At 66.0% G+C, this 24,624-nt stretch carries 25 protein-coding genes; 12 read left to right on the forward strand and 13 right to left on the reverse strand.

Features of this window, described 5'->3' with window-relative positions:
* Positions 1 to 7 precede the first annotated feature (7 nt).
* From ACGG9C_RS05775 to ACGG9C_RS05790, 4 genes are all read right to left on the reverse strand, one after another.
* The gene (locus tag ACGG9C_RS05775; protein ID WP_195692256.1) at positions 8 to 424 is read right to left on the reverse strand and encodes a hypothetical protein; all 417 of its coding nucleotides are present in this window, start codon (positions 422 to 424) and stop codon (positions 8 to 10) included.
* A complete protein-coding gene (locus tag ACGG9C_RS05780) occupies positions 417 to 2,522 on the reverse strand; it encodes a hypothetical protein (protein ID WP_195692255.1) in 2,106 nt (701 codons plus the stop codon). Before ACGG9C_RS05780 ends, ACGG9C_RS05775 begins: the two co-directional genes overlap by 8 nt.
* Positions 2,519 to 4,189, reverse strand: a complete 1,671-nt coding sequence (locus tag ACGG9C_RS05785) for a hypothetical protein (protein ID WP_390178392.1) — start codon at positions 4,187 to 4,189, stop codon at positions 2,519 to 2,521. Before ACGG9C_RS05785 ends, ACGG9C_RS05780 begins: the two co-directional genes overlap by 4 nt.
* A 140-nt stretch (positions 4,190 to 4,329) precedes the next feature.
* Positions 4,330 to 5,745 carry a tyrosine-type recombinase/integrase gene (locus ACGG9C_RS05790; protein ID WP_195692253.1) on the reverse strand — a complete coding sequence of 472 codons (1,416 nt, stop codon included), beginning with the start codon at positions 5,743 to 5,745 and terminating at the stop codon, positions 4,330 to 4,332.
* Positions 5,746 to 5,796: 51 nt separating this feature from the next.
* Here ACGG9C_RS05790 and ACGG9C_RS05795 point away from each other — a divergent pair, with 51 nt between their 5' ends.
* The 5 genes from ACGG9C_RS05795 to ACGG9C_RS05815 are packed head-to-tail and all read left to right on the forward strand — an operon-like array spanning position 5,797 to position 12,580.
* Positions 5,797 to 7,434 carry a class I SAM-dependent DNA methyltransferase gene (locus ACGG9C_RS05795; RefSeq protein ID WP_390178407.1) on the forward strand — a complete coding sequence of 546 codons (1,638 nt, stop codon included), beginning with the start codon at positions 5,797 to 5,799 and terminating at the stop codon, positions 7,432 to 7,434.
* Entirely contained in the window at positions 7,431 to 9,404 is a 1,974-nt protein-coding gene (locus ACGG9C_RS05800; protein ID WP_390178393.1) for a DEAD/DEAH box helicase, read from the forward strand. Before ACGG9C_RS05795 ends, ACGG9C_RS05800 begins: the two co-directional genes overlap by 4 nt.
* Positions 9,401 to 10,558, forward strand: coding sequence for a GIY-YIG nuclease family protein (locus ACGG9C_RS05805; protein WP_390178394.1), 1,158 nt, complete (start codon positions 9,401 to 9,403; stop codon positions 10,556 to 10,558). The genes ACGG9C_RS05800 and ACGG9C_RS05805 overlap by 4 nt, the downstream gene beginning before the upstream one ends.
* Positions 10,555 to 12,042, forward strand: a complete 1,488-nt coding sequence (locus ACGG9C_RS05810) for a reverse transcriptase domain-containing protein (protein WP_390178395.1) — start codon at positions 10,555 to 10,557, stop codon at positions 12,040 to 12,042. Before ACGG9C_RS05805 ends, ACGG9C_RS05810 begins: the two co-directional genes overlap by 4 nt.
* Positions 12,032 to 12,580, forward strand: coding sequence for a hypothetical protein (locus ACGG9C_RS05815; RefSeq protein WP_390178396.1), 549 nt, complete (start codon positions 12,032 to 12,034; stop codon positions 12,578 to 12,580). Before ACGG9C_RS05810 ends, ACGG9C_RS05815 begins: the two co-directional genes overlap by 11 nt.
* Before the next feature lie 60 nt (positions 12,581 to 12,640).
* Here ACGG9C_RS05815 and ACGG9C_RS05820 read toward each other — a convergent pair whose 3' ends face one another.
* Positions 12,641 to 13,387, reverse strand: coding sequence for a hypothetical protein (locus ACGG9C_RS05820; RefSeq protein WP_390178397.1), 747 nt, complete (start codon positions 13,385 to 13,387; stop codon positions 12,641 to 12,643).
* 12 nt (positions 13,388 to 13,399) lie between these two features.
* Between ACGG9C_RS05820 and ACGG9C_RS05825 the strand changes: the two genes are divergently transcribed.
* On the forward strand, positions 13,400 to 13,543 hold the full coding sequence (locus ACGG9C_RS05825; RefSeq protein WP_390178398.1) for a hypothetical protein: 144 nt from the start codon (positions 13,400 to 13,402) through the stop codon (positions 13,541 to 13,543).
* 79 nt (positions 13,544 to 13,622) lie between these two features.
* On the opposite strand, the gene ACGG9C_RS05830 is transcribed toward ACGG9C_RS05825, so the two are convergent.
* Both ACGG9C_RS05830 and ACGG9C_RS05835 read right to left on the reverse strand, forming a co-directional pair.
* Positions 13,623 to 14,177, reverse strand: a complete 555-nt coding sequence (locus ACGG9C_RS05830; RefSeq protein WP_390178399.1) for a DUF6932 family protein — start codon at positions 14,175 to 14,177, stop codon at positions 13,623 to 13,625.
* Positions 14,178 to 14,369: 192 nt separating this feature from the next.
* Complete coding sequence (locus ACGG9C_RS05835) at positions 14,370 to 15,035, reverse strand: MBL fold metallo-hydrolase (protein ID WP_194384631.1); 666 nt, start codon at positions 15,033 to 15,035, stop codon at positions 14,370 to 14,372.
* Between the two features lie 82 nt (positions 15,036 to 15,117).
* Between ACGG9C_RS05835 and ACGG9C_RS05840 the strand changes: the two genes are divergently transcribed.
* Positions 15,118 to 15,771 carry a TetR/AcrR family transcriptional regulator gene (locus ACGG9C_RS05840; RefSeq protein ID WP_194384632.1) on the forward strand — a complete coding sequence of 218 codons (654 nt, stop codon included), beginning with the start codon at positions 15,118 to 15,120 and terminating at the stop codon, positions 15,769 to 15,771.
* 59 nt (positions 15,772 to 15,830) lie between these two features.
* Here ACGG9C_RS05840 and ACGG9C_RS05845 read toward each other — a convergent pair whose 3' ends face one another.
* Positions 15,831 to 17,294, reverse strand: a complete 1,464-nt coding sequence (locus ACGG9C_RS05845; protein WP_194384633.1) for an HNH endonuclease signature motif containing protein — start codon at positions 17,292 to 17,294, stop codon at positions 15,831 to 15,833.
* A gap of 194 nt (positions 17,295 to 17,488) precedes the next feature.
* Between ACGG9C_RS05845 and ACGG9C_RS05850 the strand changes: the two genes are divergently transcribed.
* The 4 genes from ACGG9C_RS05850 (at position 17,489) to ACGG9C_RS05865 (ending at position 20,522) form a co-directional block, all read left to right on the forward strand.
* On the forward strand, positions 17,489 to 18,076 hold the full coding sequence (locus ACGG9C_RS05850; protein ID WP_194384634.1) for a phosphoribosyltransferase family protein: 588 nt from the start codon (positions 17,489 to 17,491) through the stop codon (positions 18,074 to 18,076).
* Positions 18,073 to 19,368, forward strand: coding sequence for an amidohydrolase family protein (locus tag ACGG9C_RS05855; protein ID WP_194384635.1), 1,296 nt, complete (start codon positions 18,073 to 18,075; stop codon positions 19,366 to 19,368). Before ACGG9C_RS05850 ends, ACGG9C_RS05855 begins: the two co-directional genes overlap by 4 nt.
* 84 nt (positions 19,369 to 19,452) lie before the next feature.
* Positions 19,453 to 19,668 carry a hypothetical protein gene (locus ACGG9C_RS05860; protein ID WP_194384636.1) on the forward strand — a complete coding sequence of 72 codons (216 nt, stop codon included), beginning with the start codon at positions 19,453 to 19,455 and terminating at the stop codon, positions 19,666 to 19,668.
* A 20-nt stretch (positions 19,669 to 19,688) separates the two neighbouring features.
* Positions 19,689 to 20,522: an aldo/keto reductase gene (locus ACGG9C_RS05865; protein ID WP_194385423.1), complete on the forward strand. Its 834-nt coding sequence runs from the start codon at positions 19,689 to 19,691 to the stop codon at positions 20,520 to 20,522.
* Between the two features lie 21 nt (positions 20,523 to 20,543).
* On the opposite strand, the gene ACGG9C_RS05870 is transcribed toward ACGG9C_RS05865, so the two are convergent.
* The 3 genes from ACGG9C_RS05870 to ACGG9C_RS05880 form a co-directional block, all read right to left on the reverse strand.
* A complete protein-coding gene (locus ACGG9C_RS05870; RefSeq protein WP_390178400.1) occupies positions 20,544 to 20,987 on the reverse strand; it encodes a hypothetical protein in 444 nt (147 codons plus the stop codon).
* 101 nt (positions 20,988 to 21,088) lie between these two features.
* Complete coding sequence (locus tag ACGG9C_RS05875; protein ID WP_194384637.1) at positions 21,089 to 21,880, reverse strand: siderophore-interacting protein; 792 nt, start codon at positions 21,878 to 21,880, stop codon at positions 21,089 to 21,091.
* A gap of 56 nt (positions 21,881 to 21,936) precedes the next feature.
* Positions 21,937 to 22,161 carry a hypothetical protein gene (locus ACGG9C_RS05880; RefSeq protein WP_194384638.1) on the reverse strand — a complete coding sequence of 75 codons (225 nt, stop codon included), beginning with the start codon at positions 22,159 to 22,161 and terminating at the stop codon, positions 21,937 to 21,939.
* A 95-nt stretch (positions 22,162 to 22,256) separates the two neighbouring features.
* Between ACGG9C_RS05880 and ACGG9C_RS05885 the strand changes: the two genes are divergently transcribed.
* Positions 22,257 to 23,189 carry an aldo/keto reductase gene (locus ACGG9C_RS05885; RefSeq protein ID WP_194384639.1) on the forward strand — a complete coding sequence of 311 codons (933 nt, stop codon included), beginning with the start codon at positions 22,257 to 22,259 and terminating at the stop codon, positions 23,187 to 23,189.
* Positions 23,190 to 23,191: 2 nt separating this feature from the next.
* Here the strand turns inward: ACGG9C_RS05885 and ACGG9C_RS05890 are convergent, their stop codons facing one another.
* Entirely contained in the window at positions 23,192 to 23,563 is a 372-nt protein-coding gene (locus ACGG9C_RS05890) for an STAS/SEC14 domain-containing protein (protein WP_194384640.1), read from the reverse strand.
* Positions 23,564 to 23,616: 53 nt separating this feature from the next.
* Entirely contained in the window at positions 23,617 to 24,600 is a 984-nt protein-coding gene (locus ACGG9C_RS05895) for a DNA-3-methyladenine glycosylase family protein (RefSeq protein WP_390178401.1), read from the reverse strand.
* Positions 24,601 to 24,624 lie beyond the last annotated feature (24 nt).

A 24,624-nucleotide genomic window follows, 5' to 3' on the forward strand; every position in this document is an offset into this window, starting at 1 on the left:
GCGCCCGTCATCCCCGGCGTGAGTCCGCGTTCGGGCGCTTCATCGGAGTGACGTTGTGGCTCGGGTCATCGCCACGCAGCAACTGGTTCTCGACGTGCAGCTCGGCGATGGCGGTCGCGGCGATCGTCAGCTGTGCTTCGAGGCTGCTCACTCGCTCGCGGAGCTGTTTGATCTGGGCTGCACGATCGGCCAGCGAGCTTCGCAACGACTCGATCTCACGATCTCGCGGCTGGGACCCGTCGACGCGACGTGCCCACTCATCCATGACCGCAGTCGCACGGTTCATGGTGGCGCGGCTGACGCCAGCTTCGCGATAGAGGTTCTCCTTGATGAGGCGTCCGTCGGTGCGGATCGCCGCGCCGGTGAGCAGGCGCTCCATCGCGTCGCGCAGTCGGCGTTCGGTCGCGGCAGAGATCTCAGGCATCCGTGAACTTCCTCGTGATACGGCGAACGTCTTCAAGTTCTGTCTCGAGTTGTTCGCGATTGTGTGGTGCCATCTTTCGGTCGCGCAGCTTCGCGACGAGGTCGCGTTCCTCCGCGATCCAGATCGGCGCGTGCTCCTCGGTGACGACGGAATTGCCGCAGGCGGTGGGTTGGCAGCGATTAGGCATGACGCCTCCTGCGGCCGCTTCGGCGGGCAGCCCCTTCAAGCACGCCGCCTGCTCAGGGATGCCGAGGCAGTGGTTGACGGTTCCCCATCGGAGCGTGCTGAAGCGATCGCGCAGGAGTGCGCGCAGTGTGCGCTCGTCGCCGACTTTGACCTCGTTGCTTGCGACGGCCTCGACCTTCTCGAGCTCGTCTCGGAAGCGCTGTGCGCCTGCGCCTGCGAGCCTCATCTCGTGGTCTTGGTGAGAAGACCAGGCGCCGACCAACCGTGACGCGACAGCTTCCTGAAGCTCATGCTCGAACTCCGCGGCCCACTCCGGCGTCTCGCTCGCGTACCCGGAGGTCGTGCCGTTCGCGACGGCGCGTCGCGCTGCGTGCTTGAGCTGGATGCCGAGGGCGATCTCGCCGTCTGGCTGTTGCGCGGTGATCACGGCCATCGTCCGCCGGAACATGTGCGGTGCAAGCTGGAACGCGGGGATCGGTTCGAGACCGGCATCCGCGGATTGACCATTGAGCTGAGAGATGAACTGCTTCAGCTCGCTGTGACGATCGAACCGACCTGCTCCGTCGTGCGCTCGATGTTCACGTCGAACAGAGCTGAAGACGTCGTCGCCGAGAGCAAGTCGTTCCGCGACGGCGATTGCTTGCGCAACGGGTTCGATGATCCACCAGTTGCGTCGCTGGGTCCCACGCCGACCCTTCCGGAGCTGGGAGGTGACGGCGGGCGCCCCGTACGAAGTGGTGAGCGCTCCCTTCTTGATGCTCAGCAGTTCCGAGTCGCGCATCATCGTGAGAGCCGCGCAGAAGACGTAGCACGCGTTGCGGAGGAGCTTCAGTTGGACTCGGATCGTCGCCGGGTCGAATCCGTCGATCCACGGACCGACGGATCCATCGGCGCGTTCGATCGCCGTCGCTTTTGTGGCGAGCCCACCGCGCGCGGTCGCGAGCGTGCCGGAGCCGATCGCGTCGACGATGTCCTGACGTCGGCGGAGGACGTCAGGACGGTCCAACTCGGAGAACATCTGCTTGCTGTGCCCATCGGAGACGAGCAAGGAAAGAAGTGTCCAGTGGATCTCGCCCTCGCGGAATCTGCCGTACGTCATCCGATGCAGGGGCACCCGATTTCCGGGCGTTACGATCCATCGCGCGAGCGTGTCCTCGGGGTGTCGTACCTTCACGCGCTCGGCTTTGGGGCGGTCGAGCGCCGACCATTCCGCGGCGGCCGCAAAGATGTCGTGCGAGAACACGTTGATGTACTGCCAACACGCCCGCAGGAGCGGCCACCACACCTGCGGTGGAATCACCGGCGTGCTCAGCTCGGCGCTGGACTTCTGCCCGCTGAGCGCGATCGTGTGGAGATCTCCCCATGGACGGAATGGGATGCCTCCGCCAGAGAGGACTGCCGCGTAGGTGTGCAGTTCGCGAACAGCATCGACTGCTTGTCGCGTTCTGGAGGGGATCCCCATCGTCTTGACCTCAGTGAGGAAGCCGTCGAGGTGCGACTGATGGAGATCACGGAGTGGAGTGTCAGGGAGGTTGTCGGCGTACCACGCGGCGAACCGCTTCAGGCCCTCGAGCTTGGAACGGATCGTCTTCACATGGGCGGGCGTTGCTCGCAGATAGATCATCTGCCCGCGCAGCACGGGATGCACAGGGTTGAGAAGTGCCATTGCGAGTTCGCGAGCACGAAGGTTCCACTCACCGATGAACGAGTCGAACAACAGCACCGCGGAATGGCGGCCCGCAGCAGGGTTCCACCCCAGGGCGCTGAGGTCCCAGCGATCCTCATCTCCGAAGAAGGGGATGGGGAAGTCATGTTCGAGGTGTCGATCTGAGATGACCGCCGTGTCGCTCGCCCAGTAGTCGCTCGCGAACAGCGACACCGGCTCGGCAGAGTACTCGCGATCGACGCTCACAGGTGGACTCCTCTCTGGGTGAGCGGCACATGGACAGAGGCGGTCTCGCACGCCGTCCGCGCGTTCTCGATCTCCGTCGGGGAGAACTCGTGGAGGATGCGTTCGACGTTGACCAACTGCTGACCGTGTACCGCCGCGAACTGGGCCGGGGGCATCTCGTTCTCGTGACCGCGGAGAATCTCTCGGTACGCGAGGACTCGCGGCAGGTGATCTGCGAACACGATCGCGTTCGGGCACGCGAAGCACATCGATGGCCGATGCTCGCAGAGCCGCCCCGCCGGCGTGAAGGGCGATTCGTACGGTGACGTGCACTGAGTCACGTTGATTCCCTGGTCAGTGGCGCTCGAGGCCAACTCGGCGGCTGCGGCAGCACCCAGGTCGCCTGCTGCGTCGTCGACGGTGCTGGCCGCAGCACGAACGAAGACCGGCCCTCGTACTCGATCGAACACCTGACTCTGCGCCGCGTTGACTGCGTTGCCGGCCAGAACATGCACGGTTGTCGACTGCGCGTAATGGCGTTGGTAGACAGCGATGCTGTGGTCGTCTCCCGCCGCGGCGTCAGCGCTGCGGAGCACTGCTGCACGAACACTCTTCACTGTCTTGCGTAGCCGGCGGGAATCGTATGGCTTTGATATCTCGGGCGAGATCGCCATCAGAAGCGACGTGAAGGGGCGGCGCGAGAATGACTCCTGGCGCGCGACGAGATGCCTGGACGCGGTGCGCTGCACGGTGATGAACAAGGCGTCCGCGTCGGAGCCGCCCACCTCCTTTGCCTCCTCCCGAGCTGCCTCGGTGACAGCGATCAGGCGAAGTATGAGATCCCCTGCTCTCCACCCGGTGCCATCGCGAGACCCGGTGATCGCGCATCGCACGGTTCGAGTTCGGTGGGCTCGCGCCTTGTGGAGCCGTACGCGGACCGAGTCTGTCGTGTGCTCGATGTCTGTGAGTCGAACGTCCGACCACTCTTCCGGCGCCGCACCACTCTCCAACTGCAGGAGTGTGCGAAACGCAACGAGGTCCTCGCTGGACGGATAGAGGTGGGTCAGTAGTCGTCGCGTGATCCGGCCGGCATTGGCGCGGACCGGTGACTGTTCGAGCGCGAAGTCGTCGTGGAGGTCGTCGAGCACACCCGATGCGCACGCGCGGAGGACATCAGCCTCGATCGATGCTCCGGGACGTCGTCCGAGATGGCGAATGCCCCACAGGACATCGGCGCTTCGTTCCCACCCTGTGCTTCGGGGATCGTCTGCGCTGGCGAGCAGCCGACGTCCGACTGCCAGACGAGCCTCCAATTCGCGGATTCGGGCGCGGCAGGCGTTGCGAATCGCGAGTCGCTCCGCGTTCGAGAACTCATCGAGCGGCGTGGAGTCGCCGCCCTGGTGCAGCACGTGCGCCTGCGCCCAACGGAGCGTGGCGTCGCTGACGTCACGACCGTTCGCTGCGTGGACGCGGACGAGAGCGCGGATCTGTCTGCCGTACTTGTACGGGATCGCGCTCTCTGGCGGGTAGTTGCCGGCCAACGCGGATTCCCACGCGTGCAACGCGTCGATGAGGGCGAGTCCCGGCGTTGCGAGACTCACAGTTCGCGGGCAAGCGTCAGGTAGACCGCGCAGAAGGCTCATCAGCGCCCGGCGGTACTGATACGCGGTGCCGTCGGTGTGACCCATGGCTCGACGCATGTCGATCAGCGCGTCCGCGAGCTCAGCCGCAAGGACGGGGTGTGCGAAGTCGAGCGGGGCGAGTGTTCCATCGACGTTCGCGGTCGGAAGAACGAACAGCATCTGCCGCGGGGTGAGGTCGATGTTCGTCACGCGACGTTCCGATCAGCGAGGACTGCGTCCGCGTATGTCATGCCCTCGTCGCTCCAGCTCTCGAATACGTCCTGGATGAGCGCATCGGTGTCCTCGATGTAGCGCAGGTAGACCATGGTCGTCGCCGGGTTCGAGTGCCCCAGCAGCCGCTGCACTGTAAGTCGCGGGTTGATGGCGATGTGCTCGGAGATCGTGGCTGGTCCCACGTTGCCTGCCCGTCGCTCCGCCTCGCGGGCCAGCGCCACATCGGTCAGCGATTTCAGGAGCACGACAGCGAAAGTGTGGCGCAGATCGTGCGGAGTGATCCGTGCACGGCGACCGCCCATCTCGTCCTGAGCGAGCCTCAGAGCACGCCCGCTTGCAGCCTCGAACGTCGCGTGCCATTGCCTGCGGCTGATCGGCAAACCGCCTCGACCGACGAACAGCCCCAGCGCCTCCATCCCGTGGTCCCGCTCGATGACGGCAATTCGTCGCAGGTGCGGAGGCAGCTGGTGCAGCCGCCATCTCGATCGCCGCCCATTCACCCGGCCTCGCAGGATGCCTGCCGACACGTCGATCTCGTCGACGACGAACAGCTCGGAGCGGCGTCGCCAGAGGGAGGCAGCTGACGCGCGGACGACCGCTCGGCGCTCCGTCTGCCGGTAGAGATCGACCGCCCGAAGCGTCGTGAGGGGGACGTGGACGCGTCGACGCTTCTGGTACTTCGCGCACGCCTCGAGCAAGACGGAGATGCCGGTGCCCGTCGGCGGCGGGACTTCAGCGTCGAGCAGTGTGGAGAACTCACCGAGGCGCATCCCCGTCGTCACGGCCAGCTGCGCGCCCGCCTTTGAACGCAGGCTCGTTGTGCCCCGCCAACTCTCGTCCAGATCGCCCGCGGCGGTTCGTCCGCCGAGACCGACGTCGAGGAACGTGCGCCACTGCGCCTGCGTCAGCGGCCGAATGTCGGGCTCGCTCCTCCAACGCATCCGGAGCGGCGACGACCTTCCGATGGTGATCCACGGTTCGCGCTGGATCTGCCCGGTCTGAGTGAGCAGCTGATAGATCCCGCGTATCACGACCACGTCGCGTCGCCACGTCGCCGGCGACACCGGGCGCTCGGAGCCGCTCAGCCGCCATTCGCGGAACGCGACGATGTCGTCGCTCGACGCATGGATCACGTCGGTCTGTCGCGTGGCGAGGAACGACGCAAACCGCCTGGCGTCGTATGCGTACGCGCGCAGCGTCGCCGGGTCTGTCGACGCTGCGACGATCCGGAAGTACGTCAACCACGGCTCAACCGGCCGCCACCGATCGTCAAGAAGGATCGGCATCCCCTCGGGGAGCGAACGGGTGCGCGAGTAGATGTCGCTGGCGCGCGCGTCGAAGTCGGTTGAGGGGGCGAGTTGGTGGTCGACGAAACGCAGATACATCATGCTCCGGGGGTGCAGTCGGGTGGGTCGTTGAGACACTGACCGAACGTACACATAACGGCCTGTGGCTCGGGCAACTTTCTCGTCATCGCCTACAAAGAGCTGCGCAAGCTCGAGCACGCCATCCTGGAGCGGCTCGCGCAGATCGATACTCGCCACCAGACGCTGTACGCCGAGTCCAAGATCAACATCGAGAGCTTCTACGGTCTCGAGCTGGACGACTTCGCCGTCGAGGTCGCGATCCTGTCGCTCTGGATCGCGAAGCACCAGATGAACCGTGAGTTCTTCGAGAAGTTCAGGCTGAACATCCCGCTCATCCCGCTGAAGGAAACGGGTCAGGTAAAGCAGGGCAACGCCGCGCGGATCGATTGGAACACGATCTGTTCGAACAATGGCGACGAGGAGATTTACCTAATCGGCAACCCGCCCTACGCCGGTACACGTGATCAGACAGCTGAGCAGAAGGCGGACTATGCGCCCGTGTTCGGACGCAGGCCCTTCTCAAAGAACCTCGACTACATTTCGCTCTGGTTCGTGAAGGGGGCCGAGTACATCTCTGGTTCGCGCGCCGAACTCGCTTTCGTCACAACGAACTCGGTGTCGCGTGGTGAGCATGTAGGGCTAATGTTTCCGATGCTCTTCGCCATGGGGGTGGAGATCGGGTTCGCGTACACCGCCTTCAAATGGGTGAACAACGCCAAGCGGAACGCTGTCGTCACGGTTGCAGTTATCAGCCTTCGTAGCGCGAGGCCGGGACCGAAGTACATCCATACGGACGGTGTACGTATAGAAGCGAAGAACATCAACGGATACCTTGCGGAGGGTGATGACATCTACATCTCTCGCCGAGCCAAGCCCCTGGGCGGCGCGATGCCGGAGATGTACTTCGGAAACATGGCACTGGATGGCGGGGGCCTGATTCTCACGACTGCCGAACGGGCGCAGCTAGCGCAGTCGGATCCGTACGCGCTTCGTTTCGTACGACGTATGTATGGCAGCAAGGAGTACATCCACGGGCTTGAGCGCTACTGCCTGTGGATCACCGAGCCGGAGTTGGAAGAGGCGCTGAGCCACCCGTTCATCGCTGATCGCGTCGAGCGCACCCGCGAGTTCAGGGCGTCGCGATCTGACATGGGAACGAAGAAGAAGTCGGCGACGCCGTGGAGCTTTCGGGAGCAACGAAGCTCTCGGCTGGCATCGATTCTCGTCCCCAAGACGTCATCGGAACGACGCGACTATGTGCCCATTGGGTTTGTCGACAGCTCCGATGTCGTGTCCGACCTCGCGTTCGCGGTTTTTGATCCAGAGCCGTGGGTCTTCAGCTTGATCACGTCTCGCATGCACATGACATGGGTGAAGGCTGTGGCAGGTCGCAAGGACAACCGCTTGCGCTACTCGAACCTGATCGTCTACAACAACTTCCCGGTGGCGCGGCTGACCGCTTCGACCAAAGAGCAGCTCACGGAAGCGGCACTCCGCGTGCTTGACGTGCGCGAGTACCACTCGGAGAAGACGCTGGCGGAACTGTACGACCCCGACATGATGCCCGACGACCTCCGGCTGGCGCATCAGGAGCTGGACGACTTGGTGGACTCCGTGTATCGCAAGCGGGGCTTCGACAACGACGAGGAGCGGCTGTCGTACCTGTTCGGGATGTATGAGCAGATGACTGCTGAGGAGAAGCGCAAGTGACGTCGATCAAGAAGCCGACCAATGTCGTCGACGTGACGTATGCGCGGACCGGTAGCAGCGTCCACACTAATGAGCTCGGCATGCGCGAGATGCAGGAACGCGTCTGGGAGCAGCGTGGTGCGCAGTACCTGCTCGTCAAGGCGCCGCCGGCCTCGGGCAAGTCCCGAGCGCTGATGTTCGTGGCGCTCGACAAGCTCTACAACCAGGGCCGCAAGAAGGTCATTGTCGCCGTGCCGGAGCGCTCCATCGGCGGCTCGTTCGCCACGACGAACCTGACTCGGTTCGGCTTCTTCGCCGATTGGGAGATCAAGGAGAAGAACAACCTCTGCACGCCCGGCTCCTCGTCGGGCAAGGTGCAGCAGTTCATCAACTTCCTTAGCGGGCCGGACGCGACGCTCGTCTGCACGCACGCAACTCTGCGCTTCGCCTACGAGAAGCTGCCCGCCTCGGCATTCGACGGCACCGTGCTCGCTATCGACGAGTTCCACCACGTCTCGGCGGACACTGCGAGCAATCGGCTGGGCGAGCTCCTCAAGGGCGTTATGGCAGGGTCCGATGCGCACATCGTGGCGATGACCGGCTCGTATTTCCGGGGTGACTCGGTGCCAGTGCTCGTGCCGGAGGACGAGGCGAAGTTCACGCCGGTCACGTTCAACTACTACGACCAGCTCAACGGGTACGAGTACCTCAAGTCGCTCGGCATCGGGCACCACTTCTACCAGGGTCGATACACGAGCGCGATCCACGAGATCCTTGATCTCGACAAGAAGACGATCATCCACATCCCGAACGTCAACAGCGGCGAGTCGACCAAGGACAAGATCGAGGAGGTCGGCTTCATTCTCGATGCTATGGGCGAGGTCATTGCGACCGAGACCGAGGAGTCAAACGTCATGCGGATTCGTCGCCGCGACAACGGCGAGATCGTGCTCGTGGCGGACCTTGTCGACGACACCGACCAGATCGCCCGCGCCGAGACCCTCCATTACCTGACATCGGTGGCCTCGAAGGAGCGCGACGCAGTCGACATCATCATCGCGCTGGGCATGGCGAAGGAGGGCTTCGACTGGCCCTTCGCGGAGCACGCCCTCACGGTCGGCTACCGGGCCTCGCTCACCGAGGTCATCCAGATCATCGGGCGGGTCACGCGTGACAGCCCTGGCAAGGAGCACGCGCAGTTCACTAACCTCATCGCTCAGCCGGACGCGACCACGGACGAAGTGAAGCTGTCGGTCAACAACATGCTTAAGGCGATCACTGCATCGCTGCTCATGGAGCAGGTGCTGGCGCCGAACTTCACGTTCAAGACGAAGGCTGGCAATGACGACGCCCCGCATCCCGGGGAGCTTCGGATCAAGGGATTCAAGGAGCCGTCGACCGATCGCGTTAAGCAGATCGTTGCCACCGATCTCAACGACCTCAAGGCGACCATCCTGCAGGACGACACCTTCGTCAAAGCCGCGGCGGGCAACCTCGATGCCGAGGTCACGAACAAGGTGCTGATCCCGAAGATCATCCGGGAGCGATATCCCGACCTCAATGAGACGCAGGTCGAGGAACTGCGTCAGCAGGTCGTCGTCGACTCCGTGATCAAGAACGGCGAGGCGCGCGAAGTCGGCGGAAGCAAGAAGTTCATTCTGAACAACCGCTTCTTCGATGTCGACAATCTCGATATCAATCTGATCGACAAGGTGAACCCATTCCAGCGTGCGTTCGAAGTGCTCTCGAAATCTGTGACACCGCAGGTGCTGCGCATAATCCAGGACACGATCACCGCGACGCGCATCGAGATCACGGAGGAGGAGGCGCTGCTGCTCTGGCCCAAGATCCAGCAGTTCGCCAAGGTCAACCGTCGCCAGCCAGACGTGCGCAGCGATGACCCGACAGAAAAGCGATACGCCGAGGCGTTGCTGTTCCTACGCAAGAAGAAGCGCGAGCACGACGCCCAGCAGAAGCTGCAGGAGCCATGAGCGACATTGACTTCCAAACCATCTTCGACTCGGACGAAGACGGCCTCCTCGACACCCCGGAGAAGGCGCCCAAGCTCACTAGCTCCGATCGGCTGGAGAGGTCGTTCCTCGAGATCGTCGAGTTCTATCGTGAGCACGACCGGGCGCCGCGCTCGGATACCCGGGAGATCGCGGAGCGCAAGCTCGGCGCGCGACTTGACGGCCTCCTGGCGAACGACGAGAAGATCGCCGCGTTGGCGCACCTCGACGAGTTCGGGCTACTCGCAGAGCCGGAAGCGCCCGCATCGCTCGACGAGTTGCTCGAGGGAGACGACTTCGGGCTACTAGACGACGGCACGGGGATTCTCGACACGTCTGACCTTCCTCAGCGTAAGAGCCCCGACGTATCGCTGGATGCAGCACAACGTGTCCGCGCAGAAGACTTCGAGGCATTCCAGCCGCTGTTTGAGCAGAAGCACGCGGAGCTCGCCGCGGGATCGGCGAAGCTCGTGTCGTTCCCCGGCATCCAACACATCGTCGAGGGCTCATTCTTCGTGCTCAACGGAGTGATGTTGTTCGTCGCCGAGGTTGGTGAAACCGAGTACAAGGAGTCGACGGTACGTGTCAACCGCCGCGAGCGGCTGCGCGTCATCTTCGAGAACGGCACTGAGTCGTCTATGTACCGTCAGTCCCTGGGCATCCGCATGGGGGAGGGCGACGGTCAAGCAGTTGTGCCCGCGGAGTTCGACTCGATCCTGGCCGATGATGTTGCGACGGGATACGTCTACGTGCTCCGGTCGCTGAGCGACGATCCGCAGATCTCCGCGATCGCGGACCTCCACAAGATCGGGTTCTCACGCGGTCCGGTAGAGGGGCGCATCGCGCATGCCGAGAAGCAGCCCACTTACCTGATGGCTCCCGTGGAGCTCGTGGCTAGCTATCGCACCTACAACATGAGGACCTCGGCGCTCGAGAACTTGCTGCACCGAGTGTTCGCGGAGGTCCGCCTCGACGTGAGCCAGGTTGGCAAGGACGGACGCCGGTACGAACCATCCGAGTGGTACGTCGTTCCACTTGAGATCATCGATCAGGCGGTCTCACTCATTGCGTCCGGCGACATCGTCGACTTCGTCTACGACCCTTCGACGCGCAAACTGAATGGACGGCAGGGGTGAAGCTGTCAGCGGAGTTCGCGAAGAGTCTCGGCTTCGGGGAGGCGGCGAAGGACGTGGTTTCTCGACCACTCCTGGAGTTGCCGCTGCTGGTCTCAGAACGGGCGCTGGCTGACCGAGTGGATGTCCTCGCAGCGTCTGCCTCCGCGATGGCGACCGCTGGTCACACGCCGTCCATGGACGTGATTGCGATGCCAAAGCGGGGATACGGGCCGAGGCCGATCGGCATTCTCTCGCCAGTTGCGAGGACGATCTACGAGTCGATTGTCGGTCGACTTCAACCGCACTTGGCGAAGCCGTCTCGTGAACAAGGAATCGGCGCGCATCGCGCGTTCGGCGTCGATGAGGGGCGACCGTCCGAAGTGCGGATCGTCGATATGGACATCGCTGCCTGCTACGAATACGTCGACCACCACATCCTGGCAGATGAGGTCTTGATGCAGAGCCTAGATTCGGAGGCAACGCGCGCGCTCTCGGATCTGCTTGGTGACCTGTTCCCGCGAGCGGTCGGAATCCCGCAGGCGATGTCGGCAAGCCACCTGCTCGCCGATGTCTACCTCGACCGCATCGAGCGCGGGATCCGTCGACGAGGCTACGAGGTCAGTCGTTTCGCGGATGACTTCCGGGTCATTTCCCCGGATTGGGCGTCGGCACACCAGGCCATCGAACTGGTCGTGGAGGAAGCTCGGTCGATTGGGCTCACCCTCGCCGACGGTAAGACGCGGATCCACTCGGTTAAGCAATTGCAGGAGGCGGAGGCGGAGCGCGAGGCGCTACTCAACGACTATCGATCGCGCGCGGCGGACAACCTCCGCTCGGTGGAGTTTGTCCAAGTCGGGTACGACGACTTTGAGCTCGAAGAGGTCGATGCGTCCGAAGATGAAGTCGACTTTGAGGCGCTGAAGGGCATCGTCAAGGACTGGGTGCAGAGCGATCCTGAACAGCGCACTCTGCACGCGACGTACGGTTCGCGCGCGCTGCGTGTTCTCCGAACCGCGCCCAAGCGGCTTCCGGACGACTGGCTGGTGGAAATCGTCGCGCGGGAGCCCCCTCATCTTCGCAACGTACTCGTCTACCTGCGCGCGAGGCAGGAACACCGCAAGAACTGGGCCACGGTGGCTCGTCTGCTCGCGCTGCCCCGAACGTCGCCGTGGGCGCGAGTCTGGCTGCTCAGGATGGCCGAGACCCTTGCGGCGCCAAAGGTCGGCTACCGTGCTGCATTCGATCAGTGGGCTCAGAGATGCCTCATGGACAAGTCTGAGGTGGTCCGAGCAGAAGCAGCCTGGGCGCTGGCTCATTCGAAATCCATCACAGCCGAGCAACTCGGCGACCTGTTCGTGGAGTCGACGAGCATCACGCGATGCGGCGTTTCCGCAGTCGCGGGCGTGCTGGACGGTGCGGCTCCGTCGAAACTCGGCAAAGCAATGCAGGCAGACTCGCAGCTGGTTCGCGCCGCATACGAGTGGGGGACGGCAAATGCTGGTTGAGGGCACAGTAGGTGCCGAAGCCGAGGTGACTGTGCGCCGACTGGCGCGAGTGCTCGTTGAGAGGACTCCTCCCTCATCCGCGCTTACAGTCGCGGTCGCGACCACGGAAGCCCACGTCGACTCGACTATTCAACAACTCTTCGATCTGTCGGACGCGCGCACTTCCCGGCTCGGTGGTTTCTTGATCGAGCGTTCGATATCGACCTTCAAGCAGACCTGGTCGAGTCGGCACCAGATTCTGCGGGATGGGTTCGGAGTTGCGATCGAACCTCAGACGGTCATGCAGAACTTGCTCCTAGTGGTCGATGCGCGGAATGCCTTCGCGCATGGCGACGGGGCGCTGACTGAGTTTCAGACAGCCAACTGGTCTCGGGCGAACGAACTTCGACGCGACCTGCGGCGCAAGCTGCACGTGACGGTTGTCGGCCGGAGCATCATCGTTACGCGAGAGTCGGTCGAGATGGCGGTCAGAATGTTGATCGAATACGTACTCGCACTGGACGCGGCGGTGGCTGCCGCCGGCCAGGAGACAGATTGACAGGCGCGTCGTCCGGGACCGTGACCCCAAGATGTGCGCACGCCGCCCTCGCTGGAACCCTCATGTCCCATTCCTCGGCTCGGTTGAGAAGAGTGATTCTTCGTCAACAGGTTCGATCTCCAGGACGACATAGCTACGGCGTCCGTCCGGAAGCGCGAGGGTTCGCGTGATCGAGACGTCGAGCTTCACCCACACGCGCTGGCTCGGGTTCGCGTCGAGCTTGGCAACCTCGAGCTGGACGCCAGGGCTGCCGAACGAGGCAGTAAGTGTCTCCCCGGTGGGCTCGAGTATCAGTCGCATGGTTCCCTTTGACCATGTGTGCCCGTCCAGGAATCCCCTTGCCTCGCGCGCTTCGTGCTCGGTGACGGTCTCCGTGAGCTTCTCGCGCAGATACGCCACAGCGGATTCCCCCACGTGGAGCGGCACGCGTCCGACGCCCCGCTGGCTGAACTCTCCGTCAATTGACCATGCGCCCTTGTGAACTTGGTCGAGCGCCACTCGCAGATGGTGACGCGCGCCGGAAGGTAGGAGCCCAACAGCTGCGTTGAGGTCCTCGTCGTCCAGAGACGCCGTGTCGGCGTTGGACAGCACGACGGCAATGCGGCGGAGCGCTTCTGAGTAGCCGTCTTCATCAGGAATAATCTCATCTGCGATCTCGGGGACCGATATCTCGGCGGCTGGGTCATGGCGAGGCGGCGCCACGAACGTAACCCGGACTGAACCAGCGCCAGCGTCCACGAGCAATTCGTCAGGCAGAGCAGCTAGCCCCGCCATTTCACGCACGGCTGCTTTGGTGGCGTCTGCCATTCGAGTCACGAATTGACCGAACGACTTCGCTACCGTCGCGTGGCCCTTCACGGAACCGCCATCCAGGTGCAACTCCAGGTGGCCGTTCCGCGGCGCAAGTTCGGCTTCAGCAACGCGAACCAGTTCTGGATCGTCGCGGATCACGGCAAGGAGTGACCCCAGCTCGAGCTCATAGTCACTCTCCGCGAGCAAGTGGCGGATTGAGCGACGAAGCTCGCTGGAGGCGGTGAATGCGCTAGATGAGTCCACGAGCCACCTCCAAAAACCCCTTTGATGCGTTCGGAATGATCTGACCGTCCGGGCCGCGGACTCTCGACCACTGAATGCGGTATACCGAAGCGGTCAGGGACGACGCCAAGTAGGAGTCGATCATCCCCCCGAACGGCGCGAGCTTGCCGATCTGGAGTTGCTTCGAATTGACTGTGCCACTGGTGTCGTCGAAGGTCAGGAGGCCCTGTGTCGCGAGGCGTCGCTTGGACTCCGCTGGAACGTCGTCTGCAATGATCGCGACGTCCACATCGTGCGGCTCCTCCCATGACTTATGCGTGATGAAACCGCCGTCGACCCAGAGAAGCGCTCCAGGGATCTCCGTCCAGATGGTCTCCGCGTAGAGGGTGAACGCCCTGAACAGGCGTTCGCGACGCTCCTTGAAGGGGGCGCTGGCAACGAACAGCGAATGCACGTCCGACATTGTCACCCGATACGGCAATGGGCTGGGAGGCAGAGTGCCGAGGATCGGGTCAAGAGCGGGGAGCGCCGACACATGAGTCGGTTGTTCCGCATCGGCCATGGTCGGAGCATACAAGGAGCCGAAGACATCGTCCGGTGGTGGACCGTCGGCCCACGAACGAGGATGCCGAGGCGGCCGGCGTCTTGCACTGACGTAGCGTGTGGCGCTGGACGCTGGATTGCGCACAGCTGCTCATGCGGATTTCCGCGGAACCTGAGCGATCACCGCTGTCAAAGCGCTTGGCGTCGAACATCAGCGGCTGCCGCCCGCGCGCACTCGGTCGATGACCGCGTCGATGCGGGCTCGCTTCTCGTGCTGGTCGGCGACCAGTCCGTAGGGCGCGTCGGTCTCGGTGGTTCCCCACGGCACGAGCACGTCGAACTCGATCTCACGAACCCGTTGGAGGCTCGCCACGTAGTCGCTGCGAGATCGCGGGTCCAGCACGACGGCCTTCCATTCGGCATCCTCGATCCAGATGAAGTCGCCGGTGAACAGGAACCGGTGGGTGCCGTTGTCCCACAGGTACGAGGTGGTTCCCGCCGTATGCCCCGGAGTGGGAATCACTTCGAGGTCGTCGGCGATCATTTGGCGTTTGTCGAACGTGCCGGCGATTCGGATCGAGCGCGCAGTCTCGGCGCGGTCCTTCGTGTGCACCCACACGGGCACGTCGAGCGCAGGCTGGCGGTACATCGCCTCGTGGGCGTGGTTGATCAGCAGGCGCGCTGGTCGGCCGCGGTCGAGGATGGCCGCCGCCGCCTCGCTCACCCCGGGGGAGTTGTAGACGATCATGTTGCCCTGCGGACGCTCGAGAACGTACGAGCGGAGCAGCACATTCTGCTGGTAGGGGAGTCGCGAGGTCGGCCCGGAGAGCAGCCCCTCCATCGGCGTGTCCAGTGCATTCTTTCCGGCGAAGGTCATCGTGTCCTCTCTTTCGGTCTGTGAGCGTATCATGAAACGGAAGCGGAGATTCCGTTTCCGTTTTCTCCGGTAAGCTTGTGTCATGTCCGATCGGCCTTCTTCGTCGCGCCGGCAGCCGCGGGCCGACGCGACGCGCAATCGTCGTCGTATCCTCGATGCCGCGACGAGTGTGTTCGCCGAGAAAGGTCCCGCGGCCACGCTCAGCGATGTCGCCCGAACGGCCGGAGTAGGAATCGGAACGATCTACCGCAACTTCGACGACAAGGAATCGCTGCTGGACGCACTCTTCGACGACAAGATCGACACTGTCATCCGAGTCGCCGTCGAGGCCGCGGAAGTGCAAGACCCCGGCGTCGCGTTCCGCACCTATCTCTGGGGCATGATCGAGGCGCACTCGCTCGACCGGAGTCTTGCGACCGTCTTGTTCACGTCGAATCGCGTCGATCGCTTTCCTGCTCACCTGTCCGATCAGCTGGCCTCGACCGCCGACGGCCTGATCGCCGCGGCCATCGAAGCCGGCGAACTGCGTGCCGGTTTCACGCGGCAGGATACGACCGTGCTCGCGATCATGGTTCGGACGATCGTCGCCGCAACCGGCGAGACCGCTCCGGGCCTCTGGCGCCGCTACGCCGACATCGTGGTGGATGGCACCCGACCCACGAGCCACGCGGGCCCGCTGAGGCCTGCGCCTCTCGACTTCACCAGCACGGCCGAGGCCCTCGGACGCACATTGTGACGGTGCGTTCCCGCACGTCGATGACGCCGGCACAACGACTGAGGTCCGCGCCACGTTGTCTATCTTCGCCGTCGACGTTGTCGGAGGCGGGTGGGTGAGCCTGTCGCCGGCCGCCAGCGTTGATCGGGGTCGATCCAGTACGGCGCCTTGATCTCGGGAACGCCATCTCGCATCCGGATCTGCCAGCCGCTCGTCTCGAGCGTGCGGTGGTGGTGCCAGCAGAGCAGCACGCCGTTGTCGGTGTGGGTAGGTCCGCCGTGAGAGTGTTCAGTGACGTGATGGATCTCGCACCATGCTGCCGGCACGTCGCAGCCGGAAATGATGCAGTTCCCGTCACGGAGCGTGATGGCTCGGCGTTGATGCTGATCGAAGACGCGCTCGACGGTGTGGATCGCGCGGATGCGACCGTTGTCGTCCGAGAACACGCGCTGGACAGCGCCGGTGCACGCCGTGTGACGCGCGACGCCGAGCGGAACGGGCTCCGCGCCGAGGCTCGGGATGTGGGCGGAGCCCGTGCCGGTGCGGAGGTCGTCGGCACTCACCGCGACCACGAGGGTCGGAGCCGCACCCCCGATGGTCGGCAGGTCTCCCGACCGGGCCGCGACGCCGAGGATCGAGGCGAATGCGTCGTGTTGCCGCTGCACGCGGCTGCGCAGATCCGGTCGTGACGACTCGAGAGCATCCGTCACCTGCTCCCGCAGCGATTCGACGCCGAAGCGGGTGGTGTCTTCGTCCGGGGTGAACCTCGGCCCGTCAGGCAGCGCTGGGCCGTCGGTCTTCGGGTTGAGAATCGCATCGAAGAGCGTTCCGAGTTGGCCGGCGACCTCGGGGAGCAGGCTCCCGGAGATCGGAACGAGTCCGTCGCGACAAGCACCGAGAGTGACGCCGCGCTTGCGCATCGCCCGCGCCTCGCGAGGTTCGGCGCCGTCCTGGTCGAGCCAGATGGCCCACACCTGCGCCTGCAGCCGCAGCTCGTCGACCCCGGCCGCGGGGGCGCCGTCTGCGCCCGTGCCGCACGCGGAGGCTGCGAGCTCCTCATCCGCCGCCCATCGGGCCTCTGCCGCGCAACCGGCCGCATCGATCGTGCCCGCGACGGTCGCGACCGCGTCGATGCCGACGTCACCGCGGCTGAGCGCGGCCCGAAGTGCCGGATAGCGCGCCGGCAGTGCCTCACCGGAGGCGAGCGCGGTGGGGCGGCTGACGGCTTTCGCTGCCCGCAGCAGCTCCGTCGTCGAGCGGGAGGATCCGCGTGTGAGGCGCTGAACGAGCTCCTTCGTCGACCGGCATCCGCGCACGGTCGTGAGTCGCTCGCTCGGCACCGCGGAGTCGACGCGATCCTGTACCTCTCCCGCGGCATCGACGAGCAGCGCCTCGGCCAGCCGCGCCACGTGCGCGACCTGTTTGACGATACCCAGCAGGTCCTCATCGTCAAGCTCGCGGCATGTGCCGTCGACGAACGCATCCGCGGTGGCTTCCGCCAGCGCGATCTGCGCTCGATCGAGGCGACTCGCGAACTGTTCCATGCCCCCATTGTGCCCGGGGCCTCCGACATTCCCGCGGGGCTAAAAAGCCTCTCTGACCGGCATATACCTGTGGATAAAGCGAGGCACGGACGCGCCTGTGGAGGGCAAGACGCTGCCGCATCGACATGAGCGCGCGGTCATGCCCGCAGCGCTCCGAAACGTGTGCGACATCCCGCCTGCGTACCGTGCATTCCATGGACGAGACCCCCGGCATCCCCGAGACCTACACGGCACAGATGGGCAGCCAGCACGTGACGCTGCCGGTGATCCCGGTCTCCGACGACCTGTCGATCGCGCTCATGATGGTGATCGACCAGCCGGTGTCGGTCATCGAGACAGCGGGACGCGAGCTGGCCGCGCACTTCGCCGGTGCCGCGCCCGATATCGTCGTCGCGCCGGCGACCCTCGGCATCCCCGTGGCGATCGAGGTCACCCGCGCCCTCGGTCTCGACGACTACGTCATCCTGCAGAAGACCCGCAAGGTGCACCTCGGCGACGCCCTCGAAGCGCCCGTTCACGCCATCACGAGCACGTCGAGCGCATCGCTGCTGCTCGACCGTGCCCGGCTCGATGACATCCGCGGCCGTCGCGTGCTGTTCGTCGACGACGTGATCTCGACGGGATCGTCGTCGGGTGCGGCGCTCGCTCTCCTCGAACAGGCGGGAGCCGACATCGTCGGCGTGGGGGCGCTCCTGGCCGAGGGTGACGAGTGGCCGGATGCCCTCGCGTCCTACGCCAATCGGCTGTTCGCGCTGGGCCGCATCCCGCTCTTCCCGCGGTGACCGCCGTGCACGACCTCGTCGTCGACGACGCCGTCATCGTCACGATGAACGCGCGACGCGATGTCGTGCATGGCTGGATCGCGATCGACGACGGCGCCGTCACCGCTGTCGGTTCCGGGCGGGCGCCGACGGCGCGGGAGAGAGTGGATGCGCGCGGCGGCATCGTTCATCCCGGGTTCCTCAGCACGCATCAGCACGCGATGGATGCGCTCGGTCGGGCCGCGCATGATGAGGCGCCGGACTTCTTCGACTGGTTGTTCGGCACCTACTACGGGACCGTGCTCGGCTACGGCGACGCGGACGCCGGTCGGGCCGTTGCGCTCACCGGCGCCGACCTGGCGCGGGCCGGGATCACCACCGTGGTCGACTGCTGGGGTGTCGGGGGCGTGGGTAGCCGCCGCGCGGACGCCTGTCTCGTCGCCTCGGTGGCGGCGGCCGTTCGCACGGGTCTGCGGTGGATCGTCGCTCCCAAGGTCTCGGACCGGCTCCCGCCGGGGTGGGATGCGCTCCTCGACCGCCACGCGGTCGAACCGGCCGACCTCGTCGCGCCGACCGACGTCGCGCGGCGGTTCGCGGATGCCGCGTGCGACCTCGCGACCGGTCGTGTCGAGGTGTGGACCAGCGTGGAACTGCCCGAGATGGCGGGCGACGCGCTTCTCGCCGGCCTCGGTGACGTGGCACGCGCGCGCTCCGTCGGATTCACAACGCACGTGTGCGCATCCGAGGCGGGTGCCGTCGACGTCGGCGGTGAGCGCGCGGTCGCGCGGCTCGATCGCCTCGGGCTGGTCCGACCCGGCACCGTCGCGGCACACGCGGTTTTCGCCGACGCGAGCGACCGCGACCTCCTCGCGGACCGCGGCATGGGTGCGGCCCACTGCGCTGCCGCGACGATGCTGCTCGGCGGCACGTCGAGTCCGCTCGGCGCGCTTCGCGACGCGGGTGTCGCCGTCGGCCTCGGTCTCGACAACGCCACGCTGAACACGACCGCCGACATGGGCGCCGAGATGCGCCAAGCGCTCATGTTCGACCGGGTCGCCGGTACGGGGCGTGCGCGCGCGACCGCGCACGAGATCTTCGCGCACGCGACCATCGACGGCGCTCGAGCTCTCGGGCGGGATGCGGAGCTCGGCTCCATCGAGCCGGGAAAGCGCGCCGACCTCGTGCTCGTCGACACGGGCGGGTCGCACCTCCAGCCGCCGCGCGACCCCGTGCTCGCGCTGGTGTGGCAGGCGACGTGTGCCGACATCCGCCTGGTCCTGGTCGACGGTGAACCCGTGCACGAGCGTCGATAGCTCCCGTCGCTTTCGCACGCAACCCCGTCGCGCGGCGCGCGCCTCCCCTCCTACGGTGGAGGTCCGCACGGAAAGGAGACCACCATGTCCAACCTCCCGATTCCCCCCGCCCCCGGTTTCTACGGCGACGGTCATGCGCAGGACGCCGACCAGGAGCGCACCGAAGACCGCGAACGACTCGAACGAGACCGGGATGCCGTGCTGGACCCCGATGTCGACGAAGACACCCAGAACTCGGCGGACGCCGATGAGCGCGCCGCTCGAGAAGGCGTGGCCGACGGCGACGTGCCGAACGAATGACTCCTCAGGACAAGCCCTCGGTGATGCAGATCCCGACAGTCACGCTCAACGACGACACGCTCTTCCCACAGGTGGGCCTCGGCACCTATGGGCTGAACGGCGACGAGGGCATCGAGGCCGTGGTGGCCGCCATCGCTTCGGGCTACCGGCTGCTGGACACCGCGGTGAACTACGAGAACGAGCGGGAGATCGGAGAGGCGGTGCGCCGCAGCGGCGCGGACCGTGACGAGCTGTTCGTGGCGACGAAGATCCCGGGACGCCACCACGGCTACGACCTGGCGATCGAATCGACCAACGGTTCGCTGAACGTGCTCGGTCTGGACCGCATCGATCTCAGCCTCATCCACTGGCCGAATCCGAGCGTCGACAAGTACGTCGACACGTGGAAGGCGATGATCGACCTCCGCGGCGAGGGCAAGATCAGGTCGATCGGGGTGTCGAACTTCACCCAGCCGATGCTCGAGCGCCTCATCGAGGAGACCGGAGTCGTGCCCGCGGTCAATCAGGTCGAACTGCACCCGTACTTTCCGCAGGCGGCCCTGCGCGCGTTCCACGCCGAGCACGGCATCCGCACCGAGTCTTGGAGCCCACTGGCCAAGCGCAGCGAGCTGCTCACGGAGCCGATCCTGCGCGAACTCGCCGAGATCCACGGGAAGTCGCCGTCGCAGATCGCGCTGCGGTGGCACGTGGAGCTCGGCTCGACGCCCATCCCCAAATCCGCCGACCCCGATCGCCAGCGCGACAACGCCGACGTGTTCGACGTCGAGCTCACCGACGACGAGGTCGCGGCGATCTCCGCCCTCGAGCGGGGACGTCTGTGGGGCGGCGACCCCGACATCCACGAGGAGATGTGACTCCGGTCGCCGTGTCGGGGGTCAGGCGACGGCGCGGCGCACGAGGTCGCGCAGGCGCGACTCGACCTCGGATGTGACCTCGACGACCGCGAACGAGGTCGGCCACATCGCGCCGTCGTCGAGGTGCGCGTGCTCGTCGAAGTTGACGGTCGGGTAGCGCGTGTCGAACTTCGACTTCGGCTGGACGAACATGACGACCTTGCCCTCGCCGTTGGCGTACGCGGGGAAGCCGTAGAACGTCTTCGGCGCGAGGTCCGGGGCCTCCTCGGACACGAGCCGGTGGAACATCGTCGCGACCTCGGAGTCGATTCCCTCGAGCTCGTCGATGGCGCTCACGCACGCCTCCATCTCGCGCGCCAGCTTCGCCGCGCCCTTCAGACCCTTCGTCGATCGCAGCTCCTCGGCCCGCTGCTTCATCGCGGCCTTCTCGTCGTCGGAGAATCCGCCGTTCCCGTCGTTGCTCACCACCGGCTCCCTTCGCTCACCGCGGCCTTTCGGACCTTACTCCGACGATGCGCAGCGTGCCCACTCGCGGAGGGATCTCCGGAACGGTATCGACAGCCGGATCAGTGGGGCGCGTGGTACTCGGCTTCGCCGCGCTTCCAGTAGCCCTTGACCACGATCTGCTCCGCCGGAAGCATCCAGCGTTCGCGCAGAAGCGCCCGTCCGCTCTTCACGATCGCCTGCTCGGCGGCGACGAACCCGAACACGGCGCCGTCTGGTCGCTCGTCCGCTCCGATCCCGTCGAGTGTCGCGGCGAGAGCCGTGCCGGAGGGACCGTCGCCCCGATGGACGAACGAGACCGACACTCCCGCGGGCACGTTCTGAAGCGGCAGCTCACGGTCTGGCCCGGCCACTTCGATCAGGATGCGGCCGACCGCGTCGGCATCCATCAGTCCCACGAAGCGGCGCATCGCGGGAACGGCCGTCTCGTCGCCGGCGAGGAACCAGGCGTCGGGTCGTCCGGCCATGACCGCGGAGCCGCGCGGTCCGCCCACGCCCGCCGGAGAGCCCAGGGGAGCGTGGGCCGCCCAGGGCGCGCCGATGCCCTGATCGCCGTGGACGGCGAACTCCAGCTCGAGCCATCCCTCGTCGGCGTTCCATGCGAGGGGGGTGTACTCCCGGCTCGGCGAGGCACGGAGCTCCTCCACCGTCGAGGTCTCGCCGTCGGGGAAGAAGACCCGGATGTGGTCGTCGGCGCCCAGCGAGGCGAACCCGACTAGGTCGTCGCCGGTCAATCGCACGCGTACGTACTCGGGAGTGACCCACTCCCGGGCGGTCAGCGTCGTCCACCGGAACCGGAGCTCGAGCGGCCGGCGTTCGATGCGGAAAGTGGGTGTCTCAGCCGAGGAAGTCATCGCGACTTAGGCTAGCCTAAGTCGGCTTTGGAGTCGTCTGACCTCGAACGATCGGTTCAGACCTGTGCGCCGTCGTCGTCGGGATCTTCGAGTCCGACCCGGCGACCGCGCCAGGATTCGTACGCGATGAGCCATCCGATCGAGATCGCCCCGGCGAGGATCACGCCGAGCCACACGTTCTGCAGGATCAGCCCGATCAGCACGCCGACGACGAACAGCAGAACGGTGCCGAGCAGCCACTGGAGCCGGCCGCGCGGAAACCCGGTGCGAGGTTCAGACATGTCGCCAGCCTACGGGCACGCCGGCGACGGATGCCGGCCGCGGGATGCCGTCCGCGGAGTGACGGGCCGCCGGCATCCGTGGGAGTGTGGAGCGCATGAGCGCCGCGATCACTCCCGCACCGTCCGCACTGACCCTGGGCACATCCGGACTCGGACGAGACACGGAGGTCGGCTCCGTCGAGGAGGCGGCCGCGGTAGACCTGGTGCTGGCCCTGCTGCGGAGCGACCACGCGCTCCTCGACACCTCCAACGCCTACGCCGGGGGGCGCTCGGAAGCCGTGATCGGCAAGGCGCTGGCCGCGCTCAGCCCGGACGAGGTCAGCTCGGCCGGGCAGCCACCGGTGGTCACGAAGGTCGATGGCGATCCCGAGACCGGCGTCTTCGACCGTGACCGCGTGCTGCGCTCCTACGAGGAATCCCTCGCGCGGCTCGGCGTGGATCGCGTCTCCCTGGTGCACCTGCACGACCCGTTCACGATCACCTTCGAGCAGGCGGTCGCCCCGGGCGGTGCGCTCGACGGGATGCGGCATCTGCGCGACACCGGTGCCGTCGATGCGATCGGCATCGCCGCCGCGCCCGCATCCCTCGTGCAGCAGTACGTCGATACCGACGCCTTCGACGCTGTGCTGTGCCACAACCGCTTCACGCTCGTCGACCAGACCGCGCGCGCCCTGTTCGAGGACGCGAAGTCGCGTGGGATGACGGTCTTCAACGCTGCGCCCTTCGGCGCCGGACTGCTCGCCAAGGGGTCGGCCTCCGGGGCTCGCTACGGCTATCGCGAGGTGCCCGACGACCTGCGGCGCTGGGTGCAGGCGGCCGAAGAGGTGTGTGCGGCGAACGGGGTCTCGCTGCGGGCTGCTGCGCTCCACTTCTCGCTGCGGTCACCGCTGGTCGATTCGACCGTCGTCGGGGTCTCGTCTCCGTCGCGCCTCGCCGAGCTCGACGAGCTTGCGGCGACGCCCGTGCCCGATGACGTCTGGGGCGCGCTCGAAGGCCTCGGGCCCGCGCCGTCGAACGTGGACGCCTGAGGTCAGTCGTCGCCTCCGGCCGCCCACGCGATCGCCGCTTCTTCGCGGTCGACGGCGAAGAAGCGCAGGTCGCCGGGGAAGAGAAACGCGAGGCTGTGGATGATCTCGGCGATGACGGAGTGTCCCGTGACGACGGCGCAGCGCCCCCACACGCGGCGCGGCTTGCCGGACAGAAGCGTGTCCTGCCACATCGCGCCGAGCGAGTAGCGCTCGAACCGGTCACCCAGCACCATCACGAGGTTCACCTTTTCGTGCGTGGACAATGCTCGGTCCAGGGCCGGATCCAGCACCTTCTCGTAGTCTTCGGCGGTCACGTCGCCGACGGCGCGAAAGCCGAGGACGCCGTCGGGAACATCGTCGATCGTCTCGATCATGACCTCATCGTCGCGCGGACGAGGCACCGCGTCCACCCCTCCGGCGTCAGCCGTCAGCGGTCGCGGTGGTCTTCCGGATGCAGCCGGGGCGCGCGACGCGGCTCACGGACCCCGCCGGCGGCGAGGAGCCGGATGACGCGCTGCCGGTGGCCCGGCCATGCGGACAGCAGCTGCAGCATCCCGTCGTCGTCGGTGCGCGAACCCGTGAGGGCGTAGCCGACGTGGTGAGCGAGGTGATAATCGCCCACGCTCACCGCATCGGAGTCGCCGAGCGCGCGGATGCGCGTCTCCGCCGAGGTCCACGGCCCGATGCCCGGCTGCGAGATGAGGATGCGGTCGACCGCCTCGCCGTCGGCGGCGTCGGCGATCGCGCGCTCGAGGGCATCGCCGCGGCGGGCGGCTCGGACCACCGTCTGCGACTGCGGCGGCTCCAGTCCCGCGCGGTGCCACGCCCACGACGGGACGCGTCGCCAGCCGTCGATCGACGGCGGCGCGAACATCGGCACCGGTGTCGGTCCGGGGGCGCGCTCGCCGTACCAGGTGACGATGCGACGCCAGGCCGCGAAGGCCTGCATGCCGGTGACCTTCTGCTCGAAGATGGCGCTCGCCAGGGCCTCGAAGACGAGATCGGTACGGCCGAGCCTCAGCCCAGGATGACGATGATGCACTTCGGCGACCAGTGGGTGGGGCGACGGATCGAAGCCGTCGGTGGTGTCGTGCTCCCCGCACAGGCCGGGCACCTGCGCCAGCGCCCACGATGCGCCGGGGCCCCATGCTGCAGCGCGGATCGTTCCGGGGGAGGTCTCTCGAAGCGCGAGCGTCGCGATGCCGATCGGGGTGCGGCTCGCGCGCCAGATGACGGTGCCGGCGAGGACCATCGTCGGGTCGTTGGCGCCGTGGCGCTGGAACAGCACCGTGCGACGCAGGTCGAAGGGATGCCGAGGGCGGTACTCGGTCTCGAGGGGGCGGCCGCCGTGAGCGACGCGCAGGCCACGCACCGGTGTGCGCGACGTCGTCGCGCGGACCGGCATGCTCATGGTGCACACCCTATGTCGTCACGC

Source organism: Microbacterium sp. MTN4-26 (assembly GCF_042846595.1).
Classification (GTDB): Bacteria; Actinomycetota; Actinomycetes; order Actinomycetales; family Microbacteriaceae; genus Microbacterium; species Microbacterium luteum.